The organism is Pseudomonas guineae, from assembly GCF_900113745.1.
GTDB lineage: Bacteria > Pseudomonadota > Gammaproteobacteria > Pseudomonadales > Pseudomonadaceae > Aquipseudomonas > Aquipseudomonas guineae.
Map to the genome: position 1 here is coordinate 333,646 of NZ_FOQL01000001.1, position 26,039 is coordinate 359,684.

A 26,039-nucleotide genomic window follows, 5' to 3' on the forward strand; every position below is an offset into this window, starting at 1 on the left:
CGACTAGCATATTTTCGAAAGTGAACATTAAGCGTTCAATACTGACTTTCGGGGCCCCTATGACAACTCGCCACGCCAGCAACACCCCACTCGCTGAAGTCTATGATCTTGCCGTAATCGGCGGCGGTATCAATGGTGTCGGCATCGCCGCCGATGCAGCTGGGCGCGGCCTGGGGGTGTTCCTTTGTGAAAAGGACGACCTGGCGCAGCACACCTCTTCTGCCAGCAGCAAGCTGATCCATGGTGGCCTGCGCTACCTCGAACATTACGAGTTTCGCCTGGTGCGCGAAGCACTGGCCGAACGTGAAGTGCTGTTGAGCATGGCACCACACATCGTCAAACCCATGCGCTTTATCCTGCCTCATCGCCCCCACTTACGCCCGGCATGGATGATCCGTGCAGGACTGTTCCTCTACGACCATCTCGGCAAGCGCGAGAAGTTGGCAGGGTCACGTAGTTTGCGCTTCGGCGCGGGCAGCCCGCTGAAAGCCGAGATCAGCCGCGGTTTTGAATATTCCGACTGCTGGGTCGACGACGCCCGCCTGGTGGTACTCAACGCCATGGCTGCCCGCGAGAAAGGCGCGCACGTGCACAGCCGCACCCGTTGCGTCAGCGCCCGGCGCAGTAAAGGCCTGTGGCACATCCACTTAGAGCGCAGCGACGGCAGCCTGTTTTCGATTCGTGCCCGTGCACTGGTCAACGCCGCCGGCCCCTGGGTGGCGCGCTTTATCCGTGAAGACCTCAAGCAGGAGTCGCCGTACGGCATTCGCTTGATCCAGGGCAGCCATATCGTCGTGCCGCGCCTGTTCGAGGGCGAGCAGGCGTACATTCTGCAGAACGAAGACCGCCGTATTGTCTTCGCCATTCCTTATCAGGAGCGCTTCACCCTGATCGGCACCACTGACCGCGAATACCAGGGTGACCCAGCCAAGGTGGCGATCAGCGCAGAAGAAACCGATTACCTGTTGAACGTGGTCAACGCCCACTTCAAAAAGCAGTTAACCCATGACGACATCCTGCACACCTACGCTGGCGTCCGCCCGCTGTGCGATGACGAATCAGATGACCCGTCGGCGATCACCCGTGATTACACCCTGTCACTGTCCGGCCACCCTGGCGAAGCGCCGCTGCTCTCAGTATTCGGCGGCAAACTCACCACCTACCGCAAGCTGGCTGAGTCGGCGCTGGCGCAACTGGCGCCCTTCTTCCCGAAGATGGGCCCACGCTGGACGGCTAGCAGCCTGTTGCCTGGCGCTGAGCAACTGGACAGCCAGAGCGCATTGATAGAAGCACTGTGCGCACGTTTTGACTGGCTGCCAACCTCGCTGGCGCGTCGCTGGGCAGGCAGCTACGGCAGCCGCAGTTGGTTGATGCTCAAGGGGGTGAGCAGCCTCAATGATCTCGGTGAGCACCTGGGCGGCAGTCTGTACACCCGCGAAGTTAATTATTTATGCCAAGAAGAGTGGGCCATGCAAGCTGAGGACATTCTCTGGCGGCGCAGCAAAATCGGCCTGTTCACCACTGCGTCGCAGCAAGCCAAACTCGACGACTACCTGCAGGTCAGATCCGCTACTCGCCCGCAAGATGCACACGCGCTCTGATCTACTAGGGGGATAAATTGCAGGCCATAAAAAAGGGCGACCTAAGTCGCCCAAATTGCCTTGCGTGCCCCTTGCTCCAGAGGATTCAGCTCTGCTTGCGCTTGTGCGAATCCTGCCAGATGAAATAACCAACACCGAAGAAGAAGGCGACCATCAGACCGACGGTGCCGATACCGGCGAGAACTACGACATCGATAAACATGGTTGCCTCCTGCTTGAAGCCTGTGTGGGAATGGCTTCAAGGTAACAGGGGCAAACTGACCACTATTGATCCAGATCAATAGTGGGTGGGTGCTGGCTGCATGAGGCGTGCTTGGCTGACCCAGATCAATAAATCAGCCCATCGCCGACCAGCATCAACGCTTTTTCGGTTTGCCCGCAGGCTTTTTCTTGCCCTTGGGCAATGGCAGGGCCTGCTCGAATGCATCGCGCATTTCGTTGAGCTTTTTATCCCGCAGGTCGTGGATGCGCTTATCGCGTTCGGCCGCGAAATCAATCAGCTTGTCGTCTTTGCTCATGGGCTCGGCTTGATCAAACGAAAGGTCAGGTTCAGACGTGGCGCACAGAGGCTGCGCGTTTTCGCCACTTGGTGCTGCCAATGATGCTGGGTTGGCCCGCGCATGACCAGCAGTGATCCATGTTGCAAAGGCAGCGAGTGCTCGATACGACTCTGCCCCTTGCGGCGCAGATCAAAACGCCGAGTACCGCCCAGGTTAAGCGAGGCGATCAGCGGATTAACGCCTAGCTCAGCTTCATCATCACTGTGCCAGCCCATAGAGTCCTGGCCATCACGGTAATAGTTGAGCAGCACACCATTGAGTGGTTGTCCTACCGCGGCGACTACCTGTGCGCGAATCTGCTCCAGCAAGGGTGTCCAGGGCAACGGTTGATGACTCAAGCCCGAGTAGCGATAAGCAGCTTCGGCATCGCCATACCAAGCCACCAGCCTTGGCACCGGCAGTTGCCGCCCGTAAATCTGCACGTGCGGTTGCTGCCAGGGGGTTTGTGCACTCAGCTCGGCCAGCCAATGGTCAGCGGTTGGCCTGTCTAGCCAATGCGCGTGCAGTTCCAGCTCAGCATTGGGTAGCGCTAAGGGGCTGTCGTCAAATAAATCCACGGGACCACGCTTGCGGGAAGGGACAACTAAGTGTGCACACCTCAGACCTCCACATCCACCCATAGCCCCTGACGCGGTAACTCCTCAATAGCCGCTTCATCGGCTTCGTCCACCTCACCTTCAGCAAGCTCCTCGGGCGTATAGCCATGTCGACGCTGGCGCCGGCGCTGCTCTTCGCGCAGCAGCATCTCGGCCTCCTGCGGATGCCGCTTGTCCAGACTCACAGCACTTTCCTTGGCGCTTTCGGCAACAGCCGTGACCGGCGGAATTTCCGGGCGCGGTTTGACCACATCGTTCTGCACGGTCACGGGGACCAGGCTGTGGGGGATCGGTGGCAGCATTTCTCAGCCCTCCTTTGGTCAGACTGTCGGCCGGCAAGGCCGCGACTTGAGCGTGGCCTCACTACACTTTTGATCAACCAAACCACACAAAGTGCCCGACGTGCAGCATTGCGCCTTTGGTCAGGACTCGAGGCTGCGTTAACATAGTCGGCTTTTTCACGCGGGAGACAAGCATGGCGCAGTATGAACCGGGGCAACGCTGGATCAGTGACAGCGAAGCAGAGCTGGGTTTGGGAACCGTTCTGATGCAGGACGGCCGCATGCTCACCGTGCTCTACCCGGCCACCGGCGAAACCCGCCAGTACGCCATGCGCAGTGCGCCCTTGACCCGCGTACGCTTTTCACCAGGCGATGAAATCACCCATTTCGAAGGCTGGAAACTGACCGTACAGGAAGTCGACGATGTTGACGGCCTGCTGGTTTATCACGGCCTTAATGCGCAGCACGAAAGTGTCACCCTGCCGGAAACCCAGCTGTCGAACTTTATTCAGTTCCGCCTGGCCAGTGACCGTCTGTTCGCCGGGCAGATCGACCCGCTGCCTTGGTTCGCCCTGCGCTACCACACCCTCGATTACACCAGCCGCCAGTTGCAGTCCAGCCTCTGGGGTTTGGGTGGTGTGCGTGCGCAACCGATTGCGCACCAACTGCATATCGCCCGCGAAGTCGCCGACCGCATCGCCCCGCGCGTACTCCTAGCGGACGAAGTGGGCCTGGGTAAAACCATCGAAGCCGGCTTGGTGATCCATCGCCAGCTGCTCTCCGGACGCGCCAACCGCGTGCTGATTCTGGTGCCGGAAAACCTCCAGCACCAATGGCTGGTGGAGATGCGCCGGCGCTTCAACTTAGATGTCGCGCTGTTTGACGAAGAGCGCTTTATCGAAAGCGATGCCAGCAATCCGTTCGAAGACTGCCAACTGGCGCTGGTTGCGTTGGAGTGGCTGTGTGAAGACGAGAAGGCCCAAGACGCGCTGTTTGCTGCCGGCTGGGACATGCTAGTGGTCGACGAAGCACACCACCTAGTCTGGCATCCGGAACACGCCAGCGCTGAATACGCGCTGGTCGAGCAACTCGCTGAGATAATCCCTGGCGTATTGCTGCTCACTGCTACCCCCGAGCAGCTGGGCCAGGACAGCCATTTTGCACGCCTGCGTCTGCTCGACCCGAATCGTTTCCATGATCTGGCCGCCTTCCGCGCAGAGAGCGAGCACTACAAGCCAATTGCCGAAGCCGTGCAGGAACTGCTGGATAATGGCCGCCTATCTGAAGCGGCGCATAAGACTATCCACGACTTCCTCGGTGACGGTGGCGAGGCGCTGTTGGGCGCCGTCAGCGACGGCGACATCCAAGCCTCGGCGCGCCTGGTGCGCGAGCTGCTCGACCGTCATGGCACCGGTCGCCTGCTGTTCCGCAACACCCGTGCGGCCGTGCAAGGCTTCCCGGACCGCGAACTGCACCCCTACCCGCTGGCCAGCCCCGACGAATACATGGAGCTGCCCATCGGTGAACATGCCGACCTCTACCCGGAAGTCAGCTACCAAGCACAGACCGATGTCGATGAAGACCAGCGCTGGTGGAAGTTTGACCCACGCGTTGAATGGCTGATCGACACCCTGAAGATGCTCAAGAAGTTCAAGGTGCTGGTGATCTGCGCCCATGCCGAAACCGCCATGGACCTGGAAGACGCCCTGCGCGTGCGCAAAGGCATCCCCGCAACCGTGTTCCACGAGGGCATGAACATCCTTGAGCGTGACCGCGCCGCCGCCTACTTCGCCGACGAAGAATTCGGCGCCCAGGTGCTGATCTGCTCGGAAATTGGCTCCGAAGGCCGCAACTTCCAGTTCGCTCACCACCTGGTGCTGTTCGATCTGCCGGCGCACCCGGATCTGCTTGAGCAACGTATCGGCCGACTCGACCGCATTGGCCAGAAGCACCGCATTCAGCTGCATGTGCCGTACCTGGAAAACAGCCCGCAAGAGCGTCTGTTCCAGTGGTACCACCAGGCCCTGAACGCCTTTCTCGCCACCTGCCCGACCGGCAACGCCTTGCAGCACCAATTCGGCAGTCGCCTGCTGCCCATGCTGGAAAGCGGCGATGACGGCGAATGGCAAGCGCTGGTTGATGAAGCCACAGCCGAGCGCCTGCGCCTGGAAGACGAACTGCATGCCGGGCGCGACCGCTTGCTGGAACTCAACTCCGGCGGTGCTGGCGAAGGCGAGGCGCTGGTCGAGGCCATTCTCGAACAGGACGACCAATTCGCCCTGCCGATCTATATGGAGCAACTGTTCGACGCCTTTGGCATCGACAGCGAAGACCACTCCGACAACGCACTGATCCTGCGTCCCAGCGAGAAAATGCTGGATGCCAGCTTCCCTCTGGGCGACGACGAAGGCGTGACCATCACCTACGACCGCGACACGGCGTTGGCGCGCGAGGACATGCAGTTCCTCACTTGGGAGCACCCTATGGTGCAGGGCGGCATGGACTTGGTGCGTTCCGGCTCGATGGGTAACACCGGCGTCGCGTTGATCAAAAACAAGGCGCTTAAAGCTGGCACCGTACTGCTGGAAATGCTCTACGTCAGTGAGGTGGTCGCACCCCGCGCCCTGCAACTGGGCCGTTATCTGCCGCCGATCGCCCTGCGCTGCCTGCTCGACGGCAACGGCAACGACCTGGCCGCCAAGGTCTCGTTCGAGAAGCTCAATGAGCAGCTGGAAACCGTGCCACGTGCCAGCGCCAACAAGTTCGTCCAGGCCCAACGCGACAGCCTCAACCCGCTGATCAACGCCGGTGAAAGCAAGGTCGCTGACCGTCACAACAGCCGCGTCGACGAAGCCAAACGGCGCCTGGCTGCCGAAACCGACGAAGAACTGGCGCGCTTAGTTGCCCTGCAAGCGGTCAACCCAAGCGTACGCGACAGCGAACTCAACGCCCTGCGCCAATTGCGCGAGCAGGGCTTAGCCATGCTCGACAAAGCCGCGCTGCGCCTCGAAGCTATCCGCGTGCTGGTCGCCGGTTAAGCCTAAGGGTTACCCCAGACAGCAAAAGGCCCGCAGTTGCGGGCCTTTTGCTGTCTGGGGTCCGACTTCAGGCCGGTACACCTTCAGCCATGCCCCGCTGCATCTGCGCCGCATCGCTAACAAAGCAACGTGAGGCCTGGACCAACGCCAGCATGGTCATAAACAAGGCAACCGGAATCAGGTACATGGCGTTGTGCAAGCCAACAGCCTTGAAGGACTCATTCATCTCACTCGCGCCTGCCGCCAGCATCGCCGCCTGGGAGTAATGGTCGGATAACACCCCAACAGCTACCGGACCGAGGCCACCACCGAGCAGGTACAACCCGGCGAAGAACAGTGCCATGGCCGTGGCGCGCAGGCGTGGTTCAATCACATCCTGAATCGCGGTGTACACGCAGGTGTAAAAATTGTAAGCAAACAGCCAGCCGAGACTGAACAACGCCACGAATACGGCGATCTCGACTCGCCCAGCGAACAAGGCATAACCGGTCGCTACGGATGCGATCAGCATGCTCACGGCAGCAAACAACAATCGTCCGCTCTGCCAGCGCTGGTGGATTTTATCTGCCAGCCAGCCACCCAACGTCAGGCCAACCAAACCGGTTAGGCCAACGATCACCCCGGTGGCCATTGCCGCTTGCTCCAACGGCATCAAAAAGTAGCGCTGCAGCATCGGCACCATAAATGAGTTGCACGCGTAAGTAGCGAAGTTGAACGTCAGCCCCGCGACCACCAGCCACCAGAAAGTACGAATCGCCAGCACCTTGCGCACGGGCTTATCCACTGGCGTAGTTTGCGACTTCACCTGTTCGGCTGCGCCGCGTGCGGGCTCTTTAATGAAGAACATAAACAACGCTAGGATCACCCCCGGTACAGCGGCAATAAAGAACGGCGCGCGCCAGCTGTCGAAGGCCTTAACCATTGCCCCGATGGTGAAGAACGCCAACAGTAAACCAAGCGGCAGCCCGAGCATAAAGATACCCATAGCCCGCGCGCGCTTGTGTGCCGGGAACAGGTCGCCAATCAGGGAGTTAGCCGCCGGCGCGTAGCTGGCCTCACCAATCCCCACCCCCATGCGAATCAGCAGGAAACTCCAGAAATTCCAAGCCAAGCCGTTCACGGCGGTCAGGCCGCTCCAGACGGCCAGGCCCCAGCCCATAATTTTGCGCCGTGCGCCCGTGTCAGCCATGCGCCCCAGCGGCACACCGGCGATGGCGTAGACAATGGTAAAGGCCGTACCGATTAAACCCAGCTGGAGGTCGCTGAGGTTCCATTCCATGCGGATCGGCTCGATGATGATCGCCGGAATGGTGCGGTCAAAAAAGTTGAACAGGTTGGCGAGAAAAAGCAGGAACAGAATGCGCCAGGCATTCGTCGCTTGGAGGGACTGCTGCATGGAATCCATCTCTAATTATTGTTATCAAAGCACGTCAGCCGCACTAAGCGTACCGCCGTGCTCAGCACCTACAGGGCCAATCTAGAGCCATGCACTTAGGCTGTCTGTGACTATTTGTGCGGTGTATGTAGGGTAATCGCCGCCGAGGCAAGCGCCCGCGCACAGAGCACTTCAGGATGGCGGAGACGAGAAGACCGGCCGCAAGCTAAGCCACGCGAATACGGCTCGCCTCGATCAAAGGAGTCAACAGTCACGTAACAGTTCGCGCCACTCGCTCAGCCAACCCAAGCTTGCGCCGGTTCCCGCCGCGCCCGGTCGATACTCGGCCGCCAACCAGCCCTGATAACCGCTCGCGCGCAATGCTGTCAGCAGCGGTGCGAATTGCAGTTCACCACTGCCTGGCGCACCACGCCCGGGATAATCGGCAAACTGCACATGACCAATACGCCCTGCCAGCAAGGCGATACCGGCCTGTATGTCCTCACCTTGGCGCGCCATGTGGTAAAGATCGTACTGCGCCGACAGATTGGGATGCGCTACCGCCTTGAGCAGCGTATCCAGTTGCGCCGCGGTATTGATCAGAAAGCCCTGCATATCCAGTGGGTTGATCGCCTCCACCACCACGCCTATGCCCAATAGCTGAAAGGCCTCGGCGGCCATGCGCAAGTTACGAATCAGACACGCCTGCGCCTGCTCAGGCTCAAGTCCTTCGGCTAACCGCCCCGGCAGCACATTGACCAGCGCCGGACGCACCATGGCGGCGTAGCTCAGCGCCTCCTGTAGAACCAGATCAAACTCGGTTTGGCGCCCAGGCACCGCCGCCAAGCCCGCACCACCGCTCATCAGGTCACCCGCCGGCAGGTTGATAAGACGCAGCGGCATACCTGCCGTCTCCAGCGCCTCTTTCAGGCGAATGGCCGGCAGCTCATAGGGAAACTGGATTTCCACTCCATCAAAACCCGCAGCGGCGGCAGCCACCACGCGCTCGATCAGCGGCAACTCGGTAAACAACAACGACAGGTTGGCGGCAATCTTCATGGCTGTGGCTCTTGATGCTGTGGCTTCCGATACAGCTGGACCAGGGTTGCAGGATCATGCTCCAGATTGCCCTGACTGCCGTGCTGGCGCATTAGTTGCGCGGCTAAACCGCTGAGGGGCGTGGCCGAACCGATCTGCTGTGACAGCTTGATCGCCGTATCCAAGTCTTTAAGCAAAGTGCGCACATGCCACTTGACCGGTTCGAACTGACTGTCGGCCATTTGCGGTGCGAGAATTTGCAGCGGTTTGGAGTCGGCAAAACCGCCGGCCAGTGCTGGGGCGATCAGACTGGCATCGACGCCAGCCTGCTCCGCCAAGGCCACTACTTCGGCAATCACTAGGGCGTTGCAGGCCACGATCATCTGGTTGCATACCTTGGTGACCTGACCTGCCCCCACGTCGCCCATGCGCGTGAGCCGTTGCCCAAGGTGCGCGAGAATCGGCCGCACACGCTCGACGTCCTCCACCCGGCCACCGGCCATGATTACCAGCGTACCGTTGGCGGCTCCCAGGGTGCCGCCGGATACCGGCGCATCGACCCAATGCATACCACAGCGGGCGTGCAGCTCAGCCGCCATCGCACGGGTAGCCGCTGGCTCCAGGCTGGAAAAATCTACCAGCAGCTGCCCTGGCTTGGCCGTTTCAACAATGCCACCTGGGCCGAACACCACCTCGCGTACCACCTCAGTATTGGCCAAACAGAGCATGACGATATCGGCCCGGGCGCAGAGCTGCGCTGGACTCGCGACCGCTTGTGCGCCCAGCGCCTGCAGAGGGGCGCATTTTTCACTCGAGCGGTTCCAGACCGTCAGCGCAAAACTAGCGGCCAGCAGGCGCTGGGTCATGGGCAGGCCCATCAGGCCAATACCCGCGAATGCCAAAGCTGGAAGAGGTGAGGACATAGGCAGACTCCAATTCAATCAAGGCCACCATCTTAGCCCAGGTTGCACCGGCATCCGCCTTACCCAGACAACGGCCGGACAAGGGCGTACGGGCTTGCACAACAAAACAGAGTTGAATGAAAGGCGGCTGACGCAGACCTATTGCAAAGGCCTGCGTAAAGCGCCTTACAAGCCGTCCTTTTCCAGATGATCGAGATTGACCGGCTCGCCGCTGTGCGCGCCCAGCTTGGCACGAATGTCCTCGAACATCTGATCGTACTCAGAGTGACTGCGCATGATCAGGCTGCTATTAGCCGGCAAACCATGTTTATGCCCCAGCCGGCTGACTACGCTGGCGAAGTTGTAGGCGGTGTCGCGGTGCAGCTCGAAAGTCTCTTCAAAAGCCTTGCCATCCACCTGCCCACGCATGCGCATCTGCAACATCGGGCCTTCACTCGGGTCCTGACGCACGTCGTAATAAAGGTCGACGCTGAAGAGCGGCATCTCAACAGTGGCCAAGGTATTGGCGCGATGCAAATGACCGGGTTCAAACATGCTGGCAGCTCCTGCAATCAGTCGGCGGTGCTGCCAGCATAGCTGCTCAGCTGCAGCCTGATACGCGCGCCAACTCAGTGCAGCGGCGCGCGCTCGATACGTTCTTGTGCCAGCACCCAGGGCGCGACCACCACCGCCCACAGCTCTGGATCGCGGCTTAGCAGGTCTTCAGCACGGCTGTCGTCAACCCGACTCACCTGACCAGCGGCGAGCCAGGCGGCGACTTTTGCTTGGTCGTTCTGCGCCACGGCCTGCGCCACGGCGATCAGGTCCTGCGCAGCGTCTACCAGCAGCAATGCGCCGCGGGCGAAGGTAGGTTGTAGCTCTTGCCAGGTTATTGCTGCAGTTTCACCAAGCAGCTTGGCATAGAGGGTGCTAGGTTGTTCAGTCATGGGATGCCCTGTCATGGATGGCCAATTTACTAATCGGCGGCCATGATAGCGTTCACCCGCTTGCGGGCAAATTCCCGAAGTCATTCGTGACGTTGCCCGCAGAGAGAAAGACACGGCGTTTTTCTATACGTTTATTACGTTAAAGCGACACCTCAAGCCTTTGCCCCCAGCAAGCGGCTTTTCAAGCCGCGAAGCAGCGCTCTACACTGCACCGGTACAGTTGCCGGGGGAATGGCCGGGGAAACAACCCGGTTCTGCAGCTTTGGCCGCCAGAACTACAATAATCAAAACCAATAAGAGTGGAGCACTATGAACAAGGCTACTAAGCAGATTTCAAAACTGTTTGCCGCCATGGCCATGGCTGGCGTTGCCAGCTACTCGGTAGCGGCTGACACCATCAAAATTGGCCTGGCAGGCCCAGTCACCGGTGCAGTCGCGCAATACGGTGAGATGCAGTTCATCGGTGCCAAAATGGCCATCGAGCAGATCAACAAAGCCGGTGGGGTTAATGGCGCGCAACTCGAAGGCGTGGTGTATGACGACGCCTGTGATCCAAAGCAAGCAGTTGCCGTGGCTAACAAAATCGTCAACGACGAAGTTAAATTCGTCGTTGGACACCTCTGCTCCAGCTCTACTCAACCTGCGTCAGACATTTATGAAGACGAAGGCATCCTGATGATCACCCCAGCGTCGACCAGCCCAGACGTTACCTCGCGTGGCTATGAGCTTATCTTCCGCACCATCGGCCTGGACAGCCTGCAAGGTCCAACCGCCGGTAACTTCATTGCCGACCACGTTAAGCCGAAAGCCGTTGCCGTGATTCACGACAAGCAGCAGTACGGTGAAGGCATCGCCACCGCGGTCAAGCAGACCTTGGAAAGCAAAGGCACTAAGGTTGTTCTGTTCGAAGGCATCAACGCCGGCGACAAGGACTTCTCCTCGATGATCTCCAAGCTCAAGCAAGCCAACGTCGACTTCATCTACTACGGTGGCTACCACCCAGAGCTAGGCCTGCTGCTGCGCCAAGCGTCCGAGAAAGGCCTGAAGGTCAAGTTCATGGGCCCTGAAGGCGTAGGCAACAAGGAAATCTCGGCCATCGCCGGCCCTGCTTCCGAAGGCATGCTGGTTACCCTGCCGAAGTCGTTCGACCAGGACCCACGTAACCAGGCACTGGTTGATGCATTCAAAGCCAAGAACGAAGACCCAACCGGCCCGTTCGTATTCCCAGCCTACGCTGCTGTTCAGGTTATCGCTGAAGGCATCAAGAAAGCCGGCGATACCGACACCGCGAAAGTGGCTGCAGCCCTCCGCGCTAATAGCTTCGACACCCCGACCGGTAACCTGACCTTCGACGAGAAGGGTGACCTGAAGGACTTCAGCTTCGTGGTGTACGAATGGCACCAGGACGGCACCAAGTCCGAAGCTAAGTAAGCCTCCCCGCCTGAACCCAAAGCCCACTGCAACCGCCGTGGGCTTTGCTTATTAGAAGAATTCCGGTTGCATGCTGCGCCACTAGCGCTGCCTTGCGTGCCACCCAGGAGTTAGGCAATGCCTGATCTGTATCACTACCTGCAACAGCTGGTTAACGGCCTAACCGTTGGCAGCACCTATGCCCTAATCGCCATCGGTTACACCATGGTGTACGGCATCATCGGCATGATCAACTTCGCCCACGGCGAGGTTTACATGATTGGCTCGTATGTCGCTTTTATCGCGATTGCCGGCCTGACCATGCTGGGGCTCGATAGCCTGCCGCTGTTGATGTTCGCCGCCTTTGCCGGCAGCATCATTATTGCCAGCGCTTACGGCTACAGCATCGAACGGGTCGCCTATAGGCCACTGCGCGGTGGTAACCGCCTGATTCCGCTGATCTCGGCCATCGGCATGTCGATTTTCCTGCAAAACGAAGTGCTGCTCGCTCAGGATTCAAAAGACAAAGCCATCCCCAACCTGCTACCCGGCAACTTCGTGTTTGGTGAAAGCGCGATGAATGGCGTGGTGATTTCCTACATGCAGGTGCTGGTTTTCGTCGTTACCTTCTTAGTCATGCTCGGCCTGACCTTTTTCATCTCCCGCTCCCGCTTGGGCCGTGCCTGCCGCGCCTGCGCCGAAGATTTGAAGATGGCTAACCTGCTGGGTATCAACACCAACAACATCATTGCCCTGACCTTTGTCATCGGTGCCGCGCTCGCAGGTGTCGCCGCCGTGCTGCTGGGCATGCAATACGGCGTGATCAACCCACATCTAGGCTTCCTCGCCGGGATCAAGGCCTTCACCGCTGCCGTATTGGGTGGCATCGGCAGTATTCCGGGCGCTGTTCTGGGCGGCCTTCTACTGGGTTTGGCAGAAGCCTTTGGGGCTGACATTTTCGGCGACCAATACAAAGATGTGGTGGCCTTCAGCTTATTGGTGCTGGTGTTGCTGTTCCGGCCTACGGGCATTCTCGGTCGTCCGGAGGTTGAAAAAGTATGAGTTCTGCCATCACTAAAAACCTCAAAACGGCGATCTTCAGTGCCCTGCTGGTGCTGGCCGTGGCCTATCCGGTACTCGGCCTAAAGCTGACGACTGTGGGCATCAAGCTGGAAGTGCAAGGCGCCAGCCCGGCGATTATCTGGACTATCGCCGGCTGCGCCATCGCCATGTTCTTCTGGCAATTGTTCCGCAGCCAACTGAGCGCGGCCTGGAGTCAGGTGCCGAGCTTGCCCAGCGTGCCGAGCCAGGCGAGCAACTTCCTCACCCTACCTTCGACTCAGCGCTGGATCATCCTAGGCCTGATAATGGTTGCCCTGGCCTGGCCGTTCTTCGGCAGCCGCGGCGCGGTAGACATCGCCACGCTGATCCTGATCTACGTGATGCTCGGCCTCGGCCTGAATATCGTGGTCGGCCTCGCCGGTCTGCTCGATTTGGGCTACGTCGGCTTCTATGCCGTCGGTGCTTACAGCTACGCGCTGCTGTCGCACTACTACGGCCTGGGCTTCTGGGTATGCCTACCGATTGCCGGCCTGATGGCGGCCTTCTTTGGCTTTATCCTCGGTTTCCCGGTGCTGCGCCTGCGCGGTGACTACCTGGCCATCGTTACCTTGGGTTTCGGCGAGATCATCCGTATTTTGCTGCGCAACATGACCGAGTTGACTGGCGGCCCCAACGGCATCAGCAACATCGACAAACCGACGCTATTCGGCCTGTCGTTCGAGCGTAAAGCCGCCGAGGGTATGCAGACCTTCCACGAGTATTTCGGCGTTGCCTACAACTCAATCAACAAGGTGATTTTCCTTTATCTGATCGCTCTGCTGCTGGTATTGCTGACCCTGTTCGTGATCAATCGCCTGCTGCGCATGCCGATTGGCCGCGCATGGGAAGCCTTGCGTGAAGACGAAATCGCCTGCCGCGCGCTGGGTATGAACCCAACCGTGATCAAACTCTCGGCCTTCACCCTGGGCGCGACCTTTGCCGGTTTTGCTGGCAGCTTCTTCGCGGCGCGTCAGGGCTTAGTCACGCCGGAATCGTTCACCTTTATTGAATCCGCCATCATCCTCGCCATCGTCGTGCTGGGCGGCATGGGCTCGCAACTGGGCATCATCCTCGCTGCCGTGGTGATGATCCTGCTGCCCGAGCTGATGCGTGAGTTCAGTGAGTACCGCATGCTGATGTTCGGTGCCCTGATGGTATTCATGATGATCTGGCGTCCGCAGGGCCTGTTGCCCATGCAGCGTCCGCACTTGGAGCTGAAACGATGAGCCGCCCGATTCTCGAAGTAAGCGGCCTATCCATGCGCTTCGGCGGCCTGCTGGCCGTTAATGGCGTAGGTTTGTCCGTACAAGAAAAACAAGTGGTGTCGATGATCGGCCCGAACGGCGCTGGCAAGACCACCGTATTCAACTGCTTGACCGGCTTCTACCAGCCCTCCGCGGGCAGCATCAGCCTGGATGGCGAGCAGATCGAAGGCCTGCCCGGCCACAAGATCGCGCGCAAAGGCGTAGTACGCACCTTCCAGAATGTGCGTCTATTTAAGGACATGACCGCGGTGGAAAATCTGCTGGTCGCGCAACATCGCCACCTCAACACAAACTTCCTCGCAGGGCTGTTCAAAACCCCGGCGTTTAGCAAAAGCGAACGTGAGGCGATGGATTACGCCGCGCATTGGCTGGACCAGGTCAACCTGACCGAGTTCGCCAACCGCCCGGCCGGCACCCTGGCGTACGGCCAGCAACGTCGCCTGGAAATCGCCCGTTGCATGATGACCCGCCCGCGCATCCTGATGCTCGATGAACCCGCTGCCGGGCTCAACCCGCGCGAAACCGACGACCTTAAAGCGCTGATTGGCATGCTGCGCGATCAGCACAACGTCACCGTGCTGCTGATCGAGCATGACATGAAACTGGTCATGAGCATTTCCGACCACATCTACGTGATCAACCAGGGCACGCCCCTGGCGGACGGTACGCCGGAGCAAATCCGCGAGAATCCGGACGTGATCAAAGCCTACCTAGGGGAAGCGTGATGCTGTATTTCGAGAACGTTTCCACCTTCTACGGCAAGATCCAGGCGCTGCATGACGTCAACGTTGAAGTCCGCCAGGGTGAAATTGTCACCCTGATCGGCGCCAACGGTGCTGGTAAGTCGACCCTGCTGATGACCCTGTGCGGCAACCCACAGGCCAGCAGCGGCAGCATTCGCTATCAGGGCGAAGAGCTGATCGGCATGGATACGCCTGAAATCATGCGCAAAAGCATTGCCGTGGTCCCGGAAGGTCGCCGCGTATTCGCCCGCCTGACAGTGGAAGAAAACCTGGAAATGGGTGGCTTCTTCGGCAGCAAAGCCGATAACCAAGAGCAGATGGACAAGGTCCTGCACCTGTTCCCACGCCTGCGTGAGCGCTTCGCCCAACGCGCCGGCACCATGTCTGGCGGTGAACAACAAATGCTCGCCATCGGTCGAGCCTTGATGAGCAAGCCCACCCTGCTGCTGCTCGACGAGCCGTCACTGGGTTTGGCGCCGATCATTATCCAGCAGATCTTCGACATCATCGAACAGCTACGTAAGGAGGGAGTCACGGTGTTCCTGGTCGAGCAGAACGCCAACCAGGCGCTCAAACTCGCAGACCGTGGCTATGTGCTGGAAAACGGCCGAATCGTTATGCAAGGCAGTGGTGAAGAACTGCTAACCAACCCTAAAGTACGCGATGCCTATCTCGGTGGCTGATCTTGTTGGATAGCGTTTCATTGCAACAAAAAAGCCGCTGACTTCAGCGGCTTTTTTGTTTTGGCATTCTGCTTAGCGCTCCATCGGGCTCGCCCAAGCCGGCAATCAGACGGCAGCGAATGCGTTGAGGAACCAGGTAATCAATGGGATCGCAACGATATCGATCAGCACCGCGCCACAGAGCGGAACAATGATAAAGGCCTTGTAGGAGAACACTTTGTAGTGCTCGCACACCGCGCCCATATTCGCCACCGCATTGGGCGTCGCACCGAGGCCATGGCCCATGAAGCCCGCACACAAAACCGCCGCATCATAGTTGCTGCCCAGCAGGCGAAACAGCACAAACACCGTCAGCAAAACCATCACCACAACCTGCACAACCAATATGCCAAGCAGTGGCAAACCGAGTTGTTCCAGCTCCCAGAACTTCAGACTCATCATCGCCATGGTCAGGAAAATCCCTAAACAGACATCACCAATGGTGCTGATGGCAGTATCAGGAATCTCGATGACTCGAGCACGGTCATTGAGGTTGCGCAACAGAACCGCAACAAACATGGCACCGACGTAGCTGGGAAGCACAACACCAAGGTGATCCTTCAAGGCGTCACCCAGCCAGAACCCCAGCACCATGATGACTAGGATGCACGCCAATAAACGCAACAATGTTGCTGCATCAAGAGCCTGAGCCGGCGCCTGTGCCCCCGTATTCAGCGTGCCTAATGAGCCGACCTGCTCTGCCACTACCGCCAGTTTTTTGCGCTCGATCAACCAGCGCGCTACTGGTGTCCCAAGCAGACCGCCCGCGACCATGCCGAAGGTTGCAGCAGCAAGCGCGGCGGTTGTTGCGCCCTGAGCACCAAGGCTTTCAGCAACCGGCCCAAATGCGGCGGCGGCGCCAAAGCCGCCCTCAAGGGAAACAGCACCGGCCATCAAGCCTAGCAACGGGTCGATACCCAAAAGGCTAGCGACGCCCACACCCAAAGCATTTTGCAGCAGCGCCAGGAACCAACATGCACCTAGATAAACAAATAGGATCTTACCGCCCTGACGCAGCAGCCCAAGGCTTCCCCCCAGCCCTACCGTGGTAAAGAACGCCACCATCAAAGGGGTTTGCAAGGCCGTATCAAATGTCAGACTCAGTAACTGTTGGTCACGTAGAAGCCATACCAGCAAGGCAAATCCAAAGCCGCCGATAACGGGAGCAGGCACACAGAGCTGGGTTAACCAGTGACTGCGTTTTTTCAGGAAGGCGCCCGCCCCAAGCAACAGCAAAGCCAGGGCGGTGGTCGTCAATGCATCCAGTTCAAGCGTCAACATGGCAGAGTTCTCTCTTGTTATTGTTGATCAGTTTCTGATCCGACAGGTGTACTCGAATAACCTCAATCGACCATGCTGGCCAAAAGCCGCGCACCAATACGCGCAGTGCGATTGTCTTGATCAAGGCTTGGGTTGAGTTCGGCAATATCAGCTAGGCGAAGCTTGCCGCTGGCTTTGGCCAGCCGAACCAAGTGTTCGACCAGCATGACGTCGACGCCGTGAGCCGATGGCGCACTCACACCCGGAGCCTGCCCGGCGGGCAGTACGTCCAGGCAGACAGTCATATAGAGGTGATCAATGCTGCTCAGGAACTCTTCAAGGAATGATTCGATGCCGGGCAAATTCCAGCTTTGCATTTGCCTATCAAGCAGATAACGCACGTTCAAGCGTTCCGCCTGCTCGAACAGTGACTGGGTGTTGTTGTGCTGACTGATACCTAAGCAGCAATACGCAAATTCAATATCCGCCGCTTGGCAATACTCAGCGATCTGTAAAAACGGTGTCCCAGAACTGCTTCGTTCAGCGAAGCGCAAATCAAAATGCGCATCAAAATTCAAAATGCCAATTCTTGGCCGCGCCTCTTGAGCACAGAGAAAATCTGCCAACCCGGTGAAACTGGCCAGGGCAATCTCATGACCGCCGCCCAAGCCCAGAGGCAAGTGTCCCTGGCTAAGCATCTCGGTCATTCTTTGCGCATAACGCTGTTGCGCAGACTCCAGATCCGCACCTTCACAGCTCACATCACCCGCGTCATAAACAGCGCTAGAACCGTGCCAAGCGAGGCTGGACAACGCTTTGCGTAAGGCTGGCGGCCCCTGACGCGCACCCGTGCGACCCTGATTGCGCTTAACGCCTTCATCGCTGGCCAAGCCAATTAGGGCCACACCAGCGGATTGATCTGGCGCATAGGGCTGCACCCACTGGTGCCAACGCAACGCACTCTGCCCTTCGCCAGCATCAGTACGGCCTCTCCATACCTGCATATCTGGGGTGATGGTCATGTATTGCTCTCTTAATATTCAGTCAAGGCGGGCGCTAACCCTTAAGGCCGCATCCTGGGTCCAACGGATCAGGCGATCACTGCGTTGTTCTGCCCGAAAAGCCGGTGCCATCAAACTGATCACACCGTGAAGTCGTCCCCGGCTATCAAACAGAGGAGCGCTGACGCCCCAGACGCCCTCATCAATTTCGCCATTTGAAACGGCATAGCCGGCCTGCCTGATCTCAGCAAAATTGAGCAGGTAATTTTCCAGTGCTGGCGCTTCAATGCCTTTCTCGGTCAATACCGCCAAACTCTGCGCCTGCTCCATAAAGGCCAACAATGCGCGAGCAGAAGCACCAATCAACAAGGGCTGAGCCAGGCCTTTCTGATAACAGCAGCGCAGGGGTTGCTGGCTATCAACCAACTCCACACATATCGCCTGGCCATTGCTGGGCACCATCAGGGCAACGCTTTCCTGGCTCAACTCGGCCAAGCGCTTAAGCTCGGGCTTAGCCAATGTCACCAGCACCGCGTCACGATCGAACTTCTTGGCCAACTGCATGCACGCCGGGCCAGGCAAATAGCGGCCTTGACCGTTGTCTTCGGCCAAGCCCCAACGCAGCAGGGTTTTCAAATGGCGATAAGTGCTGCTCAAGGGCTGCCCCAGACTTTCCGATAGTGCCTTGGCCGAGATGACCTCGTCGGCCTGACCCAAGGCGACCAATATCTGCAGCAAGCGATCAGTTGGCGTGTTGTAGTTCATAGGTGCTCCTTGATATTCATGGTGCGCGAACTTTCTCATTTAATGAAATCCAAGTCCCACTGAGTGAGAATAATGAAATAATTAGGCGACCAAAGGCTCACCCGCCCCGGCCGAGGGCAGAAACACAGCTCAGCCGAAAATATCTGGCACCCACCGACTCATCCGTACATAAGCGCTGCGGACAGTTACAATGGCGGCCCTTTGTTTTTTGATGACTGCTTTTTATGACCGAGCCTGTTCGCCTGTCCAAACGCCTGATTGAAGTGATCGGCTGTTCGCGCCGCGAGGCCGAGCTGTATATCGAGGGTGGCTGGGTCACGGTGGACGGTGTGGTCGTCGAAGAGCCGCAATCCAAAGTCAGTGAGCAACGCGTCGAACTGCTCGCCGATGCAGTACTGACGCCCAGCGAGCCGGTCACCCTGCTACTCAACGTACCCGCAGGGCACTACCCGGATCGCGCCATCGAGAGCATCGGCCCAGCTAGCCATTGGACGGACGACGCTAGCGGCATCCGCCCGCTGAAAAGCCATTTCGCCCGCCTCAATAGCTGCGCGCCGCTGCAAGTCGGCGCCGACGGCCTGCATGTATTGACCCAAGACTGGCGCATCGAGCGCAAGCTCAAGGAAGACCTCAACAAACTCGAGCAGGAGTATGTGGTTGAGGTCGTCGGCGCCTTAAGCGCCAGCCAGCTCAAGCGCTTGGCTCATGGCCTGACCTTCAATGGCGTGGCGTTGCCGCCGTGCAAGGTCAGCTGGCAGAACGAGACCCGCCTGCGCTTCGCCTTGAAAAATCCGCTGCCCGGGCAGCTGGTTTTCATGTGCAACAGCGTCGACCTCAAGGTACTGGGCATGAAGCGCATCCGTATCGGTGGCGTATCGATGGCCAAAGTACAGCCAGGGCAATGGCGCTACCTGGCTGGCAAAGAACGTTTCTAATTTTTTAGCTGATGCGTTTTGTGCATCAGCCCTTTTCAGGACCACCCCATGCTTAATAACGACGTACTGCGCAGCCTGCGCTACACCCTCGACATCAGCGATGCGCAGATGGTCGAAATCATCCAGCTGAGCGGCAAAAAAATCACCGTCGCTGAACTCAGCCCACTGCTGAAAAAAGATGATGAAGAGGGTTTTACCGCTTGCGACGATGAGCTGATGGCGCACTTCCTCGACGGCCTGGTGTACTTCAAGCGGGGTAAGGATGACAGCCGTCCAGGCCAACCTTTCGAGCTGCCAATCACCAACAACATCGTGCTGAAAAAATTGCGCGTGGCGTTCGAGTTGAAAGAAGACGACATGCACGCAGTCATGACCAGCGTCGACTGCCCGGTGTCTAAACCGGAGATGAGTGCACTGTTTCGCAAGTTCGGTCACAGCAACTACCGCACTTGCGGTGATCAATTCCTGCGTAACTTCCTCAAGGGCCTGACCCTGCGCGAACGCGGCGAATAATTCAGTCTTTTGTCATGCGCCCTGCATGGCAGCGTATTTCCAAGGGCAATAGTGCCTGCCGCTCGGCAGGCGCGCGATTAGGCTGGTGGCATTCATCCCCCTGAGGATTTGCCATGCACCCCTACTTTGATCTGCAAGGCCGCACCGCTCTGGTTACCGGCGGCACCCGTGGCATCGGCAAGATGATCGCCAAAGCCTTTGTTGAAGCGGGCGCAACCGTTTACGTGTGCGCCCGTGACGGCGAAGCCTGCGCGCAAGCCGCCGCCGAACTGTCAGCCTTCGGCACCTGTCACGGTCTTGCCGCTAATTTGGCCAGCGAAGAAGGCGTGCAGATATTGGCTGCCGATTTGAGCAGCCGTATCAGCCAACTCGATATTTTGGTCAACAACGCTGGCACCACGTGGGGCGCACCCCTGGAGAGCTACCCAGCCAGAGGCTGGGAAAAGGTCATGCAACTCAACGTCACGTCGGTATTCAGCTGCATCCAGCAACTACTGCCACTGCTGCGCAAGGCTGGTAGCACCATCAACCCGTCGCGGGTGATCAACATAGGCTCAGTCGCAGGCATGACCTCGCATGGCGAAAACGCTTACGCCTACGGCCCGAGCAAAGCGGCGCTGCATCAACTGTCGCGCATGCTCGCCCGCGAACTGGTGCGCGACCACATCAACGTTAACGTCATCGCACCTGGGCGCTTCCCCAGCAAGATGACCCAGCACATTGCCAGCGATGAAGCAGCCATGGCCGAAGACACCGCCCTGATCCCAATGCAGCGCTGGGGACGTGAAGAAGAAATGGCCGCCCTGGCGATCAGTCTGGCCAGTACCGCCGGTGCTTATATGACCGGCGCAATCATCCCTATCGACGGCGGCTTTAGCCTCTAGTCAGGTACTATTGCGGCGTTTTCACTCGATCACGCCGCCATGTCTTATTCTGTTTCGCCCATCGGTTTTGTGCGCTCCTGCTTCAAGGAGAAGTTCGCCATTCCTCGCCAGCCACAACTCGCCCCCGCCGCCCGCGGCGTGCTGGAATTGCTTGCACCTTTCGATAACGGCGATGCGATACAAGGCCTGGAGCAGGTCAGCCATGTCTGGCTGCTGTTTCTGTTTCATCAGGCGCTGGAAGACAAACCACGGCTAAAGGTACGCCCGCCGCGGCTGGGTGGTAACCAATCGGTCGGGGTATTCAGCACCCGGGCCACTCATCGTCCCAACGGCATCGGCCAGTCCGTGGTCAAGCTGGATAAAGTCGAACCGGGCAAGCTCTGGCTCTCCGGTATTGACCTGCTGGATGGCACGCCCGTGCTGGATATCAAGCCCTACGTGCCTTACGCCGACAGCGTCATGGAGGCCTATAACCGCATCGCCGACAGCGCCCCGGCGTTGATCGGGGTGACGTGGCAAGATGAGGCGCTGCTGCAGGCCCACAGCCACGCCCAGCGCCTGGCTGAACCTCTAGTAGCGCTGATCGAACAATGCCTGGCCCAGGACCCGCGCCCGGCCTATCAGCAGCCCTCCCCAGAGCGCCGCTACGGTGTGCGCTTCTGGGATGTCGATGTGCACTGGCATTACCCGCAACCTGGCTGCATCCGCGTGCTGGATGTGCTGTTGGCCGGCTGACGGCTACAGACCGGGCCGCGCCTCTCTGCGCCTGCGCCGTAAGACTCGCAGCAGAAGCTTATTTTGTCTTATATTTGAAATAAAAATGTATACAAAAAAGGAATCATTGATGCTCGAACGTTCTGGTCGTCTAAATGGCTTACGCCATATCGCTCTGCTCGTGCCCAACCTGGAAGCCTGCGAACGCTTCTACGTGGACATCCTCGGCATGTAGGTGCTGCACCGCGCCAATCCGGACTTGGTTTACCTGACCTGCGGTAATGACAACCTCTCCCTGGGCCGCGCCTTTACCCCTAGCAGCGGCGAACAAGCCGTCGATCACTACGGTTTTATCGTCGACAGCATCGAAGAGTTGCACGCCTGGTACCACTACTTCAAAGAGCAAGGCGTCACCTTGCTTGATCAGCCTTTTGCCCATGGCGATGGCGCGCACAGCTTCCACCTGCTCGATCCCGCCGGTAACAAGGTGCAGCCGATCTACCATCCAGCAGTTTCTGGGCAGCGCTTCAGCCACGCGCAATAACGGCGCAACGCAGCGCTATTGCGATGCATGCTAGCTGAGCTCATGCTTGGCCGAGTAAAGCCTCACCAGTGGCTACGGGCATTGCAGGCGTGGGGCAGAAAAGCGTTTCCTGTTGCCTGCCTTACAGGTAAGTTGCACGTGCAGGCTATACTGCCAAATAGCCAGTAAGCGACTTAATCTGCCTGCAATCATGCTCAGACGACGTATTGTGATACGTATGAAACCCAGCGCCTACGCACCCAGCGAAAACCTTGTTGACCTGCTCCTCGACGCCATCTGTGTTGTAGACAAAAGCGGGCGCTTTGTTTTTGTCAGCGCGGCCTGTCAGCGCATTTTTGGTTACAGCGCGGAGGAAATGACCGGCAAGGTCATGATCGAGATGGTCCACCCTGATGACCGCGCAAAAACCCTAGTGGCTGCAGCAGAAATTATGGCCGGGGCCAGCAAACCACACTTTGAAAACCGTTATCTGCGCAAAGATGGACAGACGGTGCATATCCTCTGGTCCGCACGCTGGTCTTACAATGATCAGGTGCGCGTTGCGGTTGCCCACGACATTACCGCCCGTAAACGCAGCGAGGCGATCCAAACGGCGTTGTACGGTATCTCAGAGGTTGCGCACTCGGCAAAAGACCTACTTGCACTGTTTCAGCAGGTGCACTTGATCATCGACGAACTGCTGCCTGCGATTAACTTCTCCGTCGCGCTCTATGATGAACAGCATGATGCCCTGACCTTTCCCTACCTTCCTCTACCCTCTGAGCAATCCAGCGATGATCCCCACCTGACAATCGCAACGCTGAGTGCCGAGGTGATACACAACGGCAAAACCCTGCTGCGAACGTCAAACCGCAAAGAGCCCGCCGGCAACGTGACAACGCAATACTGGCTAGGTATCCCGCTGCAGTCGCATCAAGGTGTAATGGGAGCATTAGTCGTACGTAATATGGCCTTCAGCGACGGTTATCACGATGACGAGCAAGAGTTGCTGCAATTCGTCTCAACACAGGTAGCAACGGCTATCGAGCGCCAGCAAATGCTCCACCGTTTGCAGTTTATGGCGCAGTACGACCAGCTCACTCAGTTGCCTAATCGCGAGCTGTTGCGCGACCGCTTACAGATCGCCCTGGCGCGCGCGCGTCGCGAGCAGTCACAGCTGGCGGTGTTGTTTCTTGATCTGGACAAGTTCAAACAGGTCAACGACACCCTCGGCCATGCCACCGGCGACCTCTTGCTCCAGGGCGTGGCACAGCGCATCCAGCAATGCTTGCGCGAGGTCGACACGGTGGCACGCTTTGCGGGCGATGAATTCGTCATACTGCTTGAAGACTTTTCTTCGGCTGACCATGCCAGCATCGTGGCCGAGAAGATCCGCCTGAGCCTTAATCAGCCCTTCGAGCTGAGCAGCCAGAACCTGACAGTTCTGCCGAGCATCGGCATCGCCCTCTACCCGCAACACGCGCAAGATGAGCAGCAATTGCTGCAGCATGCCGACAACGCTATGTACCGAGCCAAACAGAAAGGCGGCAATCGCTCTCACAGTGCCCTGTAACTGAATTGAACACGCAGTAAAAAGCCCGCTAATTAGCGGGCTTTTTACTGTCGTTAAGCGCTTACTTTTCGACGAAAGCACGCTCAATCAAATAATCACCCGGCTCGCGCATACGCGCAGAGACCTGCAAACCGAACTCGTTCAACACCTCGCTGGTTTCGTCGAGCATGCTCGGGCTGCCGCAGATCATCGCGCGGTCGTCCTGCGAGTTGATCGGTGGCAGGCCGATATCCCGAAACAACTTGCCGCTGCGCATCAAGTCGGTCAGACGCCCCTGATTCTCGAACGGCTCGCGGGTCACCGTTGGGTAGTAAATCAGCTTGTCCTTCAGCGCGTCACCAAAGAATTCATTCTGCGGCAGGTGCTCAGTGATGAACTCGCGGTAGGCCACTTCATTCACATAACGCACGCCATGAACCAGGATGACCTTTTCGAAGCGCTCGTAGGTTTCCGGGTCCTGAATCACGCTCATAAAAGGAGCTAAGCCGGTACCGGTACTGAGCAGGTACAGGTGCTTACCGGGCTTGAGGTCGTCGAGCACCAGCGTGCCGGTGGGCTTCTTGCTGATGACGATCTCGTCGCCTTCCTTCAGATGCTGCAGTTGTGAGGTCAGCGGGCCGTCCGGCACCTTGATGCTGAAGAACTCCAGATGCTCTTCCCAGTTCGGGCTGGCAATCGAGTAGGCGCGCATCAGTGGACGCCCGTTATCCTGCTGCAGGCCAATCATTACAAACTGACCATTCTCAAACCGCAGGCCCGGATCACGGGTGCACTTGAAGCTGAACAACGTGTCGTTCCAGTGATGAACACTCAGAATGCGCTCAGCGTTAAGGTTGCTCATGCTCGGGGCTCCGCAGAAGGTAATATTGCCAGCGCGCTTAAGCGCAATTGCTCAGCATTGTAATGAGCGACACAATATCTGTTAACTTGATTATCAAGATATAGGTTATCGGTTATATAGATATGCGATTTACCCTCAGGCAACTGCAAATCTTCGTCGCTGTGGCCCAACAAGAAAGCGTCTCACGCGCTGCCGATTCGCTGGCCCTGTCGCAATCGGCGACCAGCACCTCGCTGAGCGAGCTAGAGCGCCAGTCTGACTGCCAATTGTTCGACCGTGCTGGTAAACGCCTACGCCTCAATGCCCTCGGCCTGCAGCTGCTGCCTCAGGCCGTCGCCCTGCTCGACCAGGCCAAGGAGATCGAACGCCTGCTGGGCGGCAAGAGTGGCTTCGGCTCGCTGAATGTCGGCGCCACCCTGACCGTAGGCAACTATTTAGCCACTCTGTTAATCGGTAATTTCATGCAGCGCCATCCCGAGTGCCGGGTCCAACTGCAAGTGCACAACACCGCCTATGTGGTGCAGCAGATTGCCCACTATGAATTGGACATGGGCATGATCGAAGGTGATTGCCAGCACCCAGATATCGAGGTGCAGCCCTGGGTCGAGGATGAGTTGGTGGTGTTCTGTGCACCGCAACATGCCCTGGCGCAACGCGGCGAAGCCAGCCTGGAAGAACTGACGCACGAGGCATGGATCCTCCGTGAGCAAGGCTCCGGTACCCGCCTGACCTTTGACCAGGCCATGCGTCACCACCGCAGCGGTTTGAATATTCGCCTAGAACTGGAACACACCGAAGCGATCAAGCGCGCAGTGGAATCAGGCCTGGGAATTGGTTGTATTTCGCGCTTAGCGTTGCGTGACGCGTTTCGCCGAGGCAGCTTGGTGCCGGTGGAAACACCTGAGCTGGACCTGCGCCGGCAGTTCTATTTTATCTGGCACAAACAAAAGTATCAGACCGCCGCCATGCGTGAATTCATCGAACTGTGCCGCGCGCTCACCGCTGGGGTAACGCGCAGCGATCAGATTGTCCTGCCCAACATCGCCTAAGCGCCTGGATCAGCCCAACAGGATAATCGCCCACACCAGCCCGATCAGGCAGAGAGCGGTGAACTGGGCAGCGCTGCCCATGTCTTTGGCGTTCTTCGACAGCGGGTGCAGCTCCAGGGAAATGCGGTCGATCGCCGCTTCCACCGCCGAGTTAAGCAACTCGACGATCAGCGCCAGCACACAGACAGCGACCATCAAGGCACGCTCGACGCGGCTGACGTCGAGGAAGAAGGCCAAAGGCACGAGCACCAGGTTGATCAACAGCAGCTGGCGAAATGCGGCCTCACCGGTGAAAGCGGCGCGCAGACCGGCCAGCGAATAACCAGTGGCATTGAGAATACGTTTAAAGCCCGTTTGGCCTTTGAATGGCGACATCATCACGACCATATGCGAGAAAGTCCG

27 protein-coding genes and 1 pseudogene are annotated in these 26,039 nt (G+C 58.4%); 14 read left to right on the plus strand and 14 right to left on the minus strand.

Annotated elements, in window-relative coordinates; all coding sequences use genetic code 11:
• Positions 1 to 59 precede the first annotated feature (59 nt).
• Positions 60 to 1,601, plus strand: coding sequence for a glycerol-3-phosphate dehydrogenase (glpD, locus tag BMZ32_RS01655; RefSeq protein WP_090238680.1), 1,542 nt, complete (start codon positions 60 to 62; stop codon positions 1,599 to 1,601).
• A gap of 85 nt (positions 1,602 to 1,686) precedes the next feature.
• Here the strand turns inward: glpD and ccoM are convergent, their stop codons facing one another.
• The 4 genes from ccoM to BMZ32_RS01670 form a co-directional block, all read right to left on the minus strand.
• Positions 1,687 to 1,803 carry a cytochrome c oxidase subunit CcoM gene (ccoM, locus tag BMZ32_RS19620; protein ID WP_279626721.1) on the minus strand — a complete coding sequence of 39 codons (117 nt, stop codon included), beginning with the start codon at positions 1,801 to 1,803 and terminating at the stop codon, positions 1,687 to 1,689.
• A gap of 154 nt (positions 1,804 to 1,957) precedes the next feature.
• A complete protein-coding gene (locus BMZ32_RS19400; protein ID WP_090238683.1) occupies positions 1,958 to 2,119 on the minus strand; it encodes a hypothetical protein in 162 nt (53 codons plus the stop codon).
• Positions 2,116 to 2,718 carry an alpha-ketoglutarate-dependent dioxygenase AlkB family protein gene (locus BMZ32_RS01665; protein WP_090238687.1) on the minus strand — a complete coding sequence of 201 codons (603 nt, stop codon included), beginning with the start codon at positions 2,716 to 2,718 and terminating at the stop codon, positions 2,116 to 2,118. Before BMZ32_RS01665 ends, BMZ32_RS19400 begins: the two co-directional genes overlap by 4 nt.
• A gap of 41 nt (positions 2,719 to 2,759) precedes the next feature.
• Positions 2,760 to 3,059 (minus strand): aspartate-semialdehyde dehydrogenase, encoded by a 300-nt coding sequence (locus tag BMZ32_RS01670; protein WP_090238690.1) that lies wholly within the window; start codon positions 3,057 to 3,059, stop codon positions 2,760 to 2,762.
• Positions 3,060 to 3,232: 173 nt separating this feature from the next.
• Between BMZ32_RS01670 and rapA the strand changes: the two genes are divergently transcribed.
• On the plus strand, positions 3,233 to 6,076 hold the full coding sequence (gene rapA, locus BMZ32_RS01675) for an RNA polymerase-associated protein RapA (RefSeq protein ID WP_090238693.1): 2,844 nt from the start codon (positions 3,233 to 3,235) through the stop codon (positions 6,074 to 6,076).
• 67 nt (positions 6,077 to 6,143) lie between these two features.
• Here the strand turns inward: rapA and BMZ32_RS01680 are convergent, their stop codons facing one another.
• From BMZ32_RS01680 to BMZ32_RS01700, 5 genes are all read right to left on the minus strand, one after another.
• Positions 6,144 to 7,472, minus strand: a complete 1,329-nt coding sequence (locus BMZ32_RS01680) for a spinster family MFS transporter (RefSeq protein ID WP_090238697.1) — start codon at positions 7,470 to 7,472, stop codon at positions 6,144 to 6,146.
• Positions 7,473 to 7,715: 243 nt separating this feature from the next.
• Entirely contained in the window at positions 7,716 to 8,510 is a 795-nt protein-coding gene (locus BMZ32_RS01685) for a hydroxypyruvate isomerase family protein (RefSeq protein WP_090238700.1), read from the minus strand.
• Positions 8,507 to 9,412: an NAD(P)-dependent oxidoreductase gene (locus BMZ32_RS01690; protein ID WP_090238703.1), complete on the minus strand. Its 906-nt coding sequence runs from the start codon at positions 9,410 to 9,412 to the stop codon at positions 8,507 to 8,509. Before BMZ32_RS01690 ends, BMZ32_RS01685 begins: the two co-directional genes overlap by 4 nt.
• Before the next feature lie 165 nt (positions 9,413 to 9,577).
• Entirely contained in the window at positions 9,578 to 9,946 is a 369-nt protein-coding gene (locus BMZ32_RS01695) for a DUF5064 family protein (protein WP_090238706.1), read from the minus strand.
• A 74-nt stretch (positions 9,947 to 10,020) separates the two neighbouring features.
• Entirely contained in the window at positions 10,021 to 10,338 is a 318-nt protein-coding gene (locus BMZ32_RS01700; RefSeq protein WP_090238709.1) for a DUF2288 domain-containing protein, read from the minus strand.
• Between the two features lie 309 nt (positions 10,339 to 10,647).
• Between BMZ32_RS01700 and BMZ32_RS01705 the strand changes: the two genes are divergently transcribed.
• From BMZ32_RS01705 to BMZ32_RS01725, 5 genes are all read left to right on the plus strand, one after another.
• The gene (locus BMZ32_RS01705; protein WP_090238712.1) at positions 10,648 to 11,769 is read left to right on the plus strand and encodes a branched-chain amino acid ABC transporter substrate-binding protein; all 1,122 of its coding nucleotides are present in this window, start codon (positions 10,648 to 10,650) and stop codon (positions 11,767 to 11,769) included.
• Positions 11,770 to 11,886: 117 nt separating this feature from the next.
• On the plus strand, positions 11,887 to 12,810 hold the full coding sequence (gene livH / locus BMZ32_RS01710) for a high-affinity branched-chain amino acid ABC transporter permease LivH (RefSeq protein WP_090238714.1): 924 nt from the start codon (positions 11,887 to 11,889) through the stop codon (positions 12,808 to 12,810).
• The gene (locus BMZ32_RS01715) at positions 12,807 to 14,075 is read left to right on the plus strand and encodes a high-affinity branched-chain amino acid ABC transporter permease LivM (protein WP_423815399.1); all 1,269 of its coding nucleotides are present in this window, start codon (positions 12,807 to 12,809) and stop codon (positions 14,073 to 14,075) included. The genes livH and BMZ32_RS01715 overlap by 4 nt, the downstream gene beginning before the upstream one ends.
• Positions 14,072 to 14,839 carry a high-affinity branched-chain amino acid ABC transporter ATP-binding protein LivG gene (livG, locus tag BMZ32_RS01720; RefSeq protein ID WP_090238717.1) on the plus strand — a complete coding sequence of 256 codons (768 nt, stop codon included), beginning with the start codon at positions 14,072 to 14,074 and terminating at the stop codon, positions 14,837 to 14,839. The genes BMZ32_RS01715 and livG overlap by 4 nt, the downstream gene beginning before the upstream one ends.
• Positions 14,839 to 15,540: an ABC transporter ATP-binding protein gene (locus BMZ32_RS01725; RefSeq protein ID WP_090238720.1), complete on the plus strand. Its 702-nt coding sequence runs from the start codon at positions 14,839 to 14,841 to the stop codon at positions 15,538 to 15,540. The genes livG and BMZ32_RS01725 overlap by 1 nt, the downstream gene beginning before the upstream one ends.
• A gap of 105 nt (positions 15,541 to 15,645) precedes the next feature.
• Here the strand turns inward: BMZ32_RS01725 and gltS are convergent, their stop codons facing one another.
• The 3 genes from gltS to BMZ32_RS01740 form a co-directional block, all read right to left on the minus strand.
• Positions 15,646 to 16,860 (minus strand): sodium/glutamate symporter, encoded by a 1,215-nt coding sequence (gene gltS / locus BMZ32_RS01730; protein ID WP_090238723.1) that lies wholly within the window; start codon positions 16,858 to 16,860, stop codon positions 15,646 to 15,648.
• Between the two features lie 62 nt (positions 16,861 to 16,922).
• Positions 16,923 to 17,861 carry a formimidoylglutamase gene (gene hutG, locus BMZ32_RS01735; protein WP_090238726.1) on the minus strand — a complete coding sequence of 313 codons (939 nt, stop codon included), beginning with the start codon at positions 17,859 to 17,861 and terminating at the stop codon, positions 16,923 to 16,925.
• An 18-nt stretch (positions 17,862 to 17,879) separates the two neighbouring features.
• Entirely contained in the window at positions 17,880 to 18,605 is a 726-nt protein-coding gene (locus BMZ32_RS01740; protein WP_090238729.1) for an IclR family transcriptional regulator, read from the minus strand.
• Between the two features lie 224 nt (positions 18,606 to 18,829).
• Between BMZ32_RS01740 and BMZ32_RS01745 the strand changes: the two genes are divergently transcribed.
• The 6 genes and pseudogenes from BMZ32_RS01745 (at position 18,830) to BMZ32_RS01770 (ending at position 23,747) form a co-directional block, all read left to right on the plus strand.
• Positions 18,830 to 19,540, plus strand: a complete 711-nt coding sequence (locus tag BMZ32_RS01745) for an rRNA pseudouridine synthase (protein WP_090238732.1) — start codon at positions 18,830 to 18,832, stop codon at positions 19,538 to 19,540.
• A gap of 48 nt (positions 19,541 to 19,588) precedes the next feature.
• The gene (locus tag BMZ32_RS01750) at positions 19,589 to 20,053 is read left to right on the plus strand and encodes a YehS family protein (protein WP_090238735.1); all 465 of its coding nucleotides are present in this window, start codon (positions 19,589 to 19,591) and stop codon (positions 20,051 to 20,053) included.
• A gap of 113 nt (positions 20,054 to 20,166) precedes the next feature.
• Positions 20,167 to 20,937 (plus strand): SDR family oxidoreductase, encoded by a 771-nt coding sequence (locus tag BMZ32_RS01755; RefSeq protein WP_090238738.1) that lies wholly within the window; start codon positions 20,167 to 20,169, stop codon positions 20,935 to 20,937.
• Positions 20,938 to 20,976: 39 nt separating this feature from the next.
• Positions 20,977 to 21,672: a tRNA (N6-threonylcarbamoyladenosine(37)-N6)-methyltransferase TrmO gene (tsaA, locus tag BMZ32_RS01760; protein ID WP_090238741.1), complete on the plus strand. Its 696-nt coding sequence runs from the start codon at positions 20,977 to 20,979 to the stop codon at positions 21,670 to 21,672.
• Between the two features lie 109 nt (positions 21,673 to 21,781).
• Positions 21,782 to 22,195: pseudogene (locus BMZ32_RS01765) on the plus strand (VOC family protein).
• A gap of 217 nt (positions 22,196 to 22,412) precedes the next feature.
• Positions 22,413 to 23,747, plus strand: a complete 1,335-nt coding sequence (locus BMZ32_RS01770) for a diguanylate cyclase domain-containing protein (RefSeq protein WP_090238744.1) — start codon at positions 22,413 to 22,415, stop codon at positions 23,745 to 23,747.
• 61 nt (positions 23,748 to 23,808) lie between these two features.
• Here the strand turns inward: BMZ32_RS01770 and fpr are convergent, their stop codons facing one another.
• Complete coding sequence (gene fpr, locus BMZ32_RS01775) at positions 23,809 to 24,588, minus strand: ferredoxin-NADP reductase (protein WP_090238746.1); 780 nt, start codon at positions 24,586 to 24,588, stop codon at positions 23,809 to 23,811.
• A 122-nt stretch (positions 24,589 to 24,710) separates the two neighbouring features.
• On the opposite strand from fpr, the gene BMZ32_RS01780 reads away from it, so the two are divergent.
• Positions 24,711 to 25,637, plus strand: coding sequence for a LysR family transcriptional regulator (locus tag BMZ32_RS01780; protein WP_090238750.1), 927 nt, complete (start codon positions 24,711 to 24,713; stop codon positions 25,635 to 25,637).
• A 9-nt stretch (positions 25,638 to 25,646) separates the two neighbouring features.
• Here BMZ32_RS01780 and BMZ32_RS01785 read toward each other — a convergent pair whose 3' ends face one another.
• Positions 25,647 to 26,018, minus strand: coding sequence for a diacylglycerol kinase (locus BMZ32_RS01785; protein ID WP_208598692.1), 372 nt, complete (start codon positions 26,016 to 26,018; stop codon positions 25,647 to 25,649).
• Positions 26,019 to 26,039: the final 21 nt, after the last annotated feature.